Below are 8,037 nucleotides of genomic sequence, written 5' to 3'. Positions count from 1 at the left end.
CTGCGGCCTGGGTGCTCAGACTAGGGCTCTGCGCGTAGCGCAGCCGAAGGCGATTACACGATGGCGGTCGCAGCAGGGGCCACGGACAGTTTCGGGGCTCGTTCAATCATTGCCTGAAGGCCTACCGGCGGACGCGCACCACGCGGCAGGCAGCCGGGCACACTCTGAAGTTCATCCCCGTACAACACCCGCAGCACACTACGATCAATATTCGCCCGCTAGGGCAAGTAAACGCGCTTTTTGGTTACTTTTTGTCGCTCGGACAAAAAGTGACTCGCCGGCTACGCCGGCGAAACAGCAGCGCCTGCCAAGCACGACAACCCCATCATTTAACCCATTCACCCGCAAATCAAAAAAATCGCCGCTTGCGGCGGCGATAGGGAAGGGGGTCGTCATCAAGATGGGGGTCTCAACGACAGGGACATTATAGCTTATGTATTAAGACATTACATACAACCTTGGTAGGGTCTTGCTGAGCGACAACCAGCAACGAAAATGTGCATTGCCGTTTACTCAGTAAGGCTTGCCAAGGAACAGATAGAAACTGTAGACGCCGGCCGCAGCGCGCCCATACGCGAGGTAAAGCGGACCGACCGGGCTATCGAGCGCAAGAAAGACCGAGGCCGACTTGAGCAGGCCGGTGGGACTCCCCGGCACCAGCGGATCGCCGACGCGGCCGGCTTCCAGCGACATGCCCGCATAGACCCCCTCCAGCAGGCTCTGCCGCACCAGCTTGTTGTAGTAGACGATGCGCGCGAACTGCAGGTTGCCGCCCAGCAACTGGCCCGTGGCGTAGCCGGACTGCTGCAGGAAACCGCCCCACTGGAACAGGTCATAGCGCGGCAGCGGGTGGTCGCCGATCTTGCTGCCGGCCTTGAAACCCAGGGTGAAGGTGCTGTTGCCGAACGAGAAGGCGTAGTTGCCGTCGATGGTGCCCTTGACATAGGCCTGGTCGGCACCCAGTCCTGGCTGGGAGGCGTAGATATTAAGCCGGCCCGCATAGCCGCTGCGCGGAAACGATGTGCTGTCGAGCTGGTCCAGGAAGAGCCGGCCGGTAATCGCTCCGAGCCGGATATGACCCTGCCCCGGCGACAGTTGCGCCGGGCCCGTGCTGAGCGAGGCATTCAGCGAGCCTGCCTGCACGCCGATGCGCGCTTCGCCGTACTTGGTGAACTGGCTGCCGAGATCCAGCGACGCGCTGTAGCTGCGCACGTCGTACTGCGCAATGCGCGTGGTGCCCTGGAAGATATTCACGGGCCTGCGTTCGATGTCGAAGCGCGGCGCCACGAAGAAGTACTGGCGGGTGTTCAGCGGCTGATAGAACTCGGTGTGCAGGGCGGAGGTCTGGCCGACCTGCACATCAGTGCGCCATTCCGCCCCAAGCGAGTTGATCCACGTGCGCCGGTGGCTGGCGACCAGGTTGAAGTACGCGTCGCCGCGGAAGTCCGTATTCAGTCCCAGCCCGAAGCGCAGGTAGTTCGGGCCGTAGGTCTTCTCCACGGCATCGACGGCCATGATGCGCCGGCCTGGCTCCTCCAGGAAGCCGTAGTTCACATGTTCGAAGTCGCCGGTGCCGAACAGGTGCCGCATGTCGAGGTCGAGCTGCGCCTGGTCGATCGGCTGGCCAGGCTTGGTCTCCATCACCGATGCGGCATAGGCGGGATTGACCCGTTCCAGCGGCGCAAAGCGGATTTCGTCGACGGGGCGCAGGTCCGGTGGCGCCAGGGTTTGCTGGCGCGTGCGCAGCGCCGCGTATTGCTCCGGCGGCAGCGCCAGCGGCGCAAGGCGATCGGCGACCTTGCGCGCGGCGGCCTCGCCGATCGGGATGGTGTCGGTCAAGTGGTCGAAATCGCTGGCAGAGAAATCGCCCAGCTCCGGCAGGATCAGCACGTCGGTGGGCTTGAGCAAGGCCAGCGAGCTGCGCACGTTCTGCTCAGTCAGGATGTTGAGCATCTGCCCCGTGACGCCGAGGATCGAGTTCAGCTCGTCGCGCCGCATCAGCGGCGTGCCCAGGTTGACGGCAATCACGATGTCGGCGCCCATCTTGCGCGCCACGTCGACCGGGAGGTTGTCCGTCAGGCCGCCGTCGACGAGCAGGTGCCCATCGTATTCGGCCGGCGCTACGGCGCCCGGCACCGACATGCTGGCGCGCATTACCTGCGCGAGTTCCCCCTTGCTGAAGACGACCGGGGTGCCCGCGACCAGGTCGGTGGCCACGGCCCGGTAGGGAATCGGCAACTGGTCGAACTCGCGGTAGCCCGGCACCTTGGCCAGTTGCCGCAGCACCGTCTCCAGCTGCACGCCCGAGACCGCGCCCTTGGGCAGCTGGATCTCCCCGTCCTTGATGCCGATCTCGGGCGTGAACAGGTTGGTGTAGTCGTCGAGCTTGCGGCGCACCGTCAGGTCCTGGCGCGGCGGGCGCTCCTTGAAGATCTTCGCGGTCGACAGCCCGGCTACGAGCGATTCCATATCGGCCGGCGCCATGCCGCTGGCGTAGGCGCCGCCGACGAGCGAGCCCATGCTGGTGCCTGCGATGCAGTCCACCGGCACGCGCATCTCTTCCAGCACCTTGAGCACGCCGATATGCGCCGCGCCGCGCGCGCCGCCGCCGGACAGCACCAGGCAGATGCGCGGACGGCCCAGGCCGGGCGCAGGCACCGCGGGGGGCGGCGCCTGCGTGACGGCCGGCGGCGGGCCGGGCGCCGGTGCCGGCTGATCCGTGGCCCCGGCCGCGCGCGCGCTGCCCAGCACCAGCCACAGCGCGGCAGCAGGCAGTGCAGCCAGCCTTAGGGATCGGGTCGCAACGTTCATGGGACAGGTCCGTGGACGCCGGGAGGTACGGCTCGGGGCGCCCGGCCGCGCAAGGGTGTCGGTGACGGGCCGGCCACGCTTGAGGATATCTTGGCGCAAAGCCTGCAGCCCGGCACCCGCCGTCGAAACAATTCATCATGGCCCGCGGAAGCGTTCAGATCGCCGCACCGCACCACAACTTGCCAGGCGCCGCGCGCACGGAACGGCTACCATCTACGTGACAGGCAAGGTTCTGGGGACCGAATGCACGGTTATTTCTTCTGCCAGACCGCCGCGGGGCAACTGACCCTGATTCCTCGGGAAAAAGACTGGATGCTGATGTTGGGCAACGGCGTCGTGGGACGCTATCCGGATGCCCAGGCGGCGGTGGACGCCCTCCACGAGGGCGAATTGCGGGTGCGCGGGCAGCCACTGGATGCCCGGGGCCTGGGCGTGCCCAGGCGCGCGCATGACTGGCTCTACCATGTGTTGAGCCGCTGAGCGGCCCGCCGGGACGCCGGCGCCCGAAGGAGGGAACCGCCATGACTGCACTAGTCGAGTGGGCCCGCGAGCATACCTGTCGCCTCTTTCCCATGTCGGCGCAATACAGCCGCGGCAACGGCAGCGAGGTGGAGGTGAACTGGCAGGCGGAGCCGCCAGGGTCCGGCGGCCGCCAGCGCCACGGCGCTGCGTTGCAGTTCGACCAGGATGTGATCGACGCAGTCTATGTCGCTGACTCGGCCGAGCTCGCGCGCATCGGCGGCAAACTGACGGACGTCGTGTCGCGCTGGCTGGCGGGCGACGATATCGCGTGCCTGAGCGGCGACAGGCTGGTGATCCCGGTCGGGAACACGCTGCTGAATCACTGATCCGCGTTGTGCCGGCAACGGTACGCCGGCCGGCTGCCCGGGCCGGGCATATACTGTCGCCAATACCGGCGTAGCCGGCTTTGCGACTTCGAGCTGTTCCGTGTCCGACCATCCCGCCCATCCTGATCAAGACGACCCCCGTCCCGTGCCGCCCGAGCGGCCTGGCGACGACGAATGTTGCGGCTCCGGCTGCGATCCCTGCATCTTTGATTACTACTACCAGGAACTGGAGCGCTATCGCGACGAGCTGAAGGCCTGGGAGGCGCGCCAGGCGGCCCGCCAGTCCACAGAGGATTCGCCCACTTGAGCGCGCTCGCCGATTTCGTGCGGCAGCATCCGCGCCTGTTCGTGCTGACCGGCGCGGGCATCAGCACCGACTCCGGCATCCCGGGCTATCGCGATGCGAACGGCCAGTGGCAGCGTTCGCAGCCGATCACGCTGCAGGCCTTCCTGGGCTCGCATGCCGCGCGCCAGCGCTACTGGGCGCGCAGCATGATCGGCTGGCCCGTGGCCGCGGGCGCGCAGCCCAATGCCGGTCATCATGCACTGGTGGCGCTGGCGCGGCAGGGGCATGTGGCGCGGCTGGTGACGCAGAACGTGGACGGGCTGCACCAGCGTGCCGGCAGCGAAGACGTGATCGAGCTGCACGGCAGCATTGGCAGCGCGATCTGCCTGTCGTGCGGCACGCGTCATGACCGCGCCGGCATGCAGCGCTGGCTGGCCGAGCAGAACGGCGCGTTGCGCGATGTGCTGGCCGAGCCCGCCGCCGATGGCGATGCCCACTTCGAATCGCCGCTGTTCGCGCAGTTTCGCGTGCCGTCGTGCGAACGCTGCGACGGCCTGCTCAAGCCCGACGTGGTCTTCTTCGGCGAGTCCGTGCCGCGCGAACGCGTGGACGACGCGCGCGCGGCATTGGCGCAGTCTGACGCCGTGCTCGTGGTCGGCTCGTCGCTGACGGTGTATTCGGGCTATCGCTTCTGCGTCTGGGCCGGCCAGATGGGCAAGCCGGTGGCCGTGGTCAACCTTGGCGTGACGCGTGCCGATCCGATGCTCGCGCTCAAGGTCGAAGCGCCATGCGCGCAGGCGCTGTCCGAACTGACGGCGCAACTCGCGGCGGCCGGGTGATTGACCGGCGCGCCTGCGGCCGCTAGCATCGTCGCATTGGTTTTTCTGTTTCCCACGCTTCCGATCTCATGCACGCAGCCCGCCATCGCCACGCCTTGCCAGCCCTTGCGGCCGGCGCGCGCGCACGCGGCCTGGCGGCGTCGATCTCGGTCGCATCCCCTCCTCCTGTCGCATCGCCACCCCCGGCGACCGCCGGCGCGCCTGCGCTGCCGGCATTGCTTGGCTGACGGGTTCTTCCCGCAGCACCTCCTGACGTCTCCGGTATCTGCCACCGTCGGCGCGCCATAGCGCCGATGGCACACACGCGTGCCGGAGCCTGCCATGCATTCGACAGGTGCAACACCATGCGCATTGACAATAACCTGGCGGCACAGACCGGTGCCGCTTCCGGCCAGCGCACGCTGGCCTCGCTGGGCGCCACGCCCCTTTTCGTGCTGCTGTGGAGCAGCGGCGCCATCTTCGCCCGCTGGGCGCTCGACCATGCCACGCCGTTCGCGCTGCTGACGCTGCGCTTTGCGCTGGCGCTAGCCGTGCTGGTCGCCATCGCGCTCGCACGCGGGCCCCTGTTGCCGCCGCGCGGCGAACGTTGGCTTGCCGCGCTTGCGGGCCTGCTGATGATTGCCGGCTATTCCATCGGCTATTTTCTCGCGCTGGAGCGCGGCCTGACGCCGGGCGTGCTGGCCACCATCCTTGGCGCGCAACCGATGCTCACGCTGCTGCTGACCGAACGGCGCTTTGGCGCGGCGCGGATGGCCGGACTGGCACTCGCGCTTGCAGGCCTGGTCATGGTGGTGGCGGACAGCTTGCTGATGGCGCGGCTGTCGCCGGCCGGCGTGCTGTTCGCGCTGGCGTCGCTGACGAGCGTGACGGTCGGCGCGATCCTGCAGAAGCGCCTCGCCAGCACGCCCGCGCAGGTGCTGCCGCTGCAGTACGGCGTGAGCACCGCGGCATGCCTGCTGTGCCTTGCGTTCCAGCCGTTCGTGTTCGACGCCACGCTGGCGTTCTTCGTGCCGCTGCTGTGGCTGGCGCTGGGGATTTCCGTGGCTGCGACGCTGCTGTTCTACCGGCTGATCCGGGCCGGCAATCTCGTCAACGTGACCAGCCTGTTCTACCTGGTGCCGGCGGGCACGGCCGTGTTCGACTACCTGCTGCTGGGCAACCGGCTGGCGCCGATGGCGATCGCCGGCATGGGAGCCATCCTGGCAGGACTGGCGCTCGTGTTCCGGCGCAGGCCGGAACACTGAAGCCCGCGCTCAGGCCGCCGCCTGGCCTAGGCACCGGCGCCCTTGCCGCTGACGCTGGGTGTATCCGGGCGGACGCAACCTGTCAGGCGCCGCGCAGTTGCTGGTCGGACTGCTGGAGGAGCATGCCGGCTGGCCCGTCACGCCACAAGCGTTGCCGCCGGATGGCTGAGCGCTACCGGTCCTTCACTTCGACGCGGATGCCATCGGGCGCCACCGTGATCGCGCCGGGCTCGACGTCCTTGCCGCCAAAGCGCAGTTCGTCGGGCTTGAACGTGTAGATCGGGTAATCCTTCAACAGTTGCTGGGCGACTACGGCGCCGATCGCGTTGAGCTGCTCCCTGTACAGCGCCATGCCCTGCACTTGCACGTCCTGCACCGTCGGGTTGTCCAGCAGCACGGCGCGCTGCGTCTTGTCGTAGCGCAGCCCGCTGTTCAGCGAGAGCGTGCCGTTGACCGGCGGCGCTGCCGCGAGCCCATTGGTGAGCTGGGCGTCCATCTGCGTGGTGATGCGGTTGTTGGCGTCGTCGAGCACCAGGCGCGGGTGGGTGAGCTGCACGCTGACCACCTGCGCGTAGCGCAGCGTGGCCGGGAAGCGCTTGTCCACGGCCTGCTGCAGTTCCTGCTTCGTGAAGGTGTATTCGCCGGTCCAGATGTTGTAGCCGGCGTGGGCGGCGGTGGCCACGGCAAGGGTCGCCGCGGCGAACATGAGGCGTCGATGAAGGCGCATGTGGCGGGGGGTGCGCATTGGCGCAACGTTGTCTGCGTAGGTGCCTGTCAGACACGGATCGGCGCAGCAACGTTCCGGCGGCTGGGGACACGCAGCCACCCTATAAAGCATCCGGCTTCAGTAGTGCGGGGGGATTTCGTGCTGCGGGTTGGACTCGGCAGCGGTCGACGGGGCGCTGTGCACCTGCTGGTAGAGCGCGCGGAACTGCTCCTGGAGCAGGTCGAGCTGTTGCTGCTGGCGTGCGACGGTGAGGTTCAGCGTTTCGAGCAGGTCTTCCTGGAAGGCGAGCTTGATTTCCAGTTCTATGAGGCGGTCTTCCATGGCGTGTGTCTCCGGCTTCATCTCCGGCAAGGGCGCCGAGCCCGCGCATTGTAAGCGAGGCGCGGCGCTCGGGTCCTGCCGGAACCATCAGCCGGCTAACGCCTTACTGGTGCGGCGCGGGCTTGATCAGCATCCACAGCACGCCGAAGCGGTCCGTCACCATGCCGAATTTCTCGGCGTAGAAGGTCTGGGCGAGCGGCATCATCACCTGGCCGCCTTCGGTCAGGCCGTTGAATGCTTTTTCCAGCGCTGACACATCGTCATAGGAGATCGACAGCGCGACACCCTGGAACTGTGGCTTGCCCGAGCAGCGGCCATCGGACACCATGATCAGGCTGTCGCCGACCGTGAACTCGGCGTGCATCACCTTCTCATCCATGTCGGGCGTGGGAGCGCAGCCTTCGCTGGCGGCTGCCTTGTCCTTTTCGGGGTTGTCCTTGAACCGCATCAGCATGCCGGGCTTGGCGCCGATCGTCTTCTTGTAGAACTCGAGAGCTTCCTCGCAACGGCCTTCGAAGAACAGATAAGGCTGGACTAGCATGGACATCTCCTGGTGTGGCCATCCTGCGGACGGCCTTGGGAATCAGTCTGGAACCGGGCCCGCGGCACCGGTGGCGAGCGGCGACACTGCGTTTGTGTACGCCGTCCACAATACCTTAGCAAAGAACCAGGACGGCGTCCACATCGCTTTGCCACGGCCCGGCGACGCCTGTCGCAGCCTATGCGATGCCATCGCGTGGCCGCGCCGCCTGGCCATCTCCAATCTGGCACGGCGGGCATCGACAGACAAATGGGGTTGCAGTTACGAACTCACCGACCCGCGCCTGTTCCAGGCCATTGCCGATGCGCAAAGCAGCGCCGCCCCGACACCGCCCCGCGGCGCGGCCACGGCGACTGCGCCATGACTGCGCGGGGACTTACCGCTCGCGGTTGAGGAACGTCCCTGGGGACGAACCAGTCG

The 8,037-nt window shown here is 67.2% G+C and carries 11 protein-coding genes; 6 read left to right on the top strand and 5 right to left on the bottom strand.

Annotated elements, in window-relative coordinates; all coding sequences use genetic code 11:
- Window positions 1-204 precede the first annotated feature (204 nt).
- Entirely contained in the window at window positions 205-399 is a 195-nt protein-coding gene (locus AC3FNH_RS31165; protein WP_488722827.1) for a hypothetical protein, read from the bottom strand.
- Between the two features lie 114 nt (window positions 400-513).
- Window positions 514-2,811, bottom strand: a complete 2,298-nt coding sequence (locus AC3FNH_RS31160) for a patatin-like phospholipase family protein (RefSeq protein ID WP_488722826.1) — start codon at window positions 2,809-2,811, stop codon at window positions 514-516.
- 243 nt (window positions 2,812-3,054) lie between these two features.
- On the opposite strand from AC3FNH_RS31160, the gene AC3FNH_RS31155 reads away from it, so the two are divergent.
- The 5 genes from AC3FNH_RS31155 (at window position 3,055) to AC3FNH_RS31135 (ending at window position 6,028) form a co-directional block, all read left to right on the top strand.
- A complete protein-coding gene (locus AC3FNH_RS31155) occupies window positions 3,055-3,291 on the top strand; it encodes a hypothetical protein (protein WP_276102572.1) in 237 nt (78 codons plus the stop codon).
- A gap of 41 nt (window positions 3,292-3,332) precedes the next feature.
- Window positions 3,333-3,659, top strand: coding sequence for a hypothetical protein (locus AC3FNH_RS31150; protein WP_276102571.1), 327 nt, complete (start codon window positions 3,333-3,335; stop codon window positions 3,657-3,659).
- A gap of 100 nt (window positions 3,660-3,759) precedes the next feature.
- Window positions 3,760-3,966 carry an oxidoreductase-like domain-containing protein gene (locus AC3FNH_RS31145; RefSeq protein ID WP_276102570.1) on the top strand — a complete coding sequence of 69 codons (207 nt, stop codon included), beginning with the start codon at window positions 3,760-3,762 and terminating at the stop codon, window positions 3,964-3,966.
- Complete coding sequence (locus tag AC3FNH_RS31140; RefSeq protein ID WP_488722825.1) at window positions 3,963-4,784, top strand: NAD-dependent protein deacetylase; 822 nt, start codon at window positions 3,963-3,965, stop codon at window positions 4,782-4,784. The genes AC3FNH_RS31145 and AC3FNH_RS31140 overlap by 4 nt, the downstream gene beginning before the upstream one ends.
- Before the next feature lie 344 nt (window positions 4,785-5,128).
- Window positions 5,129-6,028: a DMT family transporter gene (locus AC3FNH_RS31135; RefSeq protein WP_276102568.1), complete on the top strand. Its 900-nt coding sequence runs from the start codon at window positions 5,129-5,131 to the stop codon at window positions 6,026-6,028.
- A gap of 172 nt (window positions 6,029-6,200) precedes the next feature.
- Here the strand turns inward: AC3FNH_RS31135 and AC3FNH_RS31130 are convergent, their stop codons facing one another.
- The 3 genes from AC3FNH_RS31130 to AC3FNH_RS31120 all read right to left on the bottom strand — a co-directional run bounded on the left by AC3FNH_RS31130 (window position 6,201) and on the right by AC3FNH_RS31120 (window position 7,617).
- Complete coding sequence (locus AC3FNH_RS31130; protein ID WP_488722830.1) at window positions 6,201-6,755, bottom strand: DUF1439 domain-containing protein; 555 nt, start codon at window positions 6,753-6,755, stop codon at window positions 6,201-6,203.
- A 117-nt stretch (window positions 6,756-6,872) separates the two neighbouring features.
- The gene (locus AC3FNH_RS31125) at window positions 6,873-7,076 is read right to left on the bottom strand and encodes a SlyX family protein (RefSeq protein WP_276102567.1); all 204 of its coding nucleotides are present in this window, start codon (window positions 7,074-7,076) and stop codon (window positions 6,873-6,875) included.
- A gap of 103 nt (window positions 7,077-7,179) precedes the next feature.
- Window positions 7,180-7,617 carry a VOC family protein gene (locus AC3FNH_RS31120; protein ID WP_276102566.1) on the bottom strand — a complete coding sequence of 146 codons (438 nt, stop codon included), beginning with the start codon at window positions 7,615-7,617 and terminating at the stop codon, window positions 7,180-7,182.
- Here AC3FNH_RS31120 and AC3FNH_RS31115 point away from each other — a divergent pair.
- Window positions 7,616-7,981, top strand: coding sequence for a hypothetical protein (locus AC3FNH_RS31115; protein ID WP_488722824.1), 366 nt, complete (start codon window positions 7,616-7,618; stop codon window positions 7,979-7,981). The genes AC3FNH_RS31120 and AC3FNH_RS31115 overlap by 2 nt on opposite strands.
- Window positions 7,982-8,037 lie beyond the last annotated feature (56 nt).

The sequence above is a fragment of the Cupriavidus sp. 22TCCZM01-5 genome (genome assembly GCF_057798915.1).
This window is presented reverse-complemented; position numbering and strand designations above follow the sequence as displayed.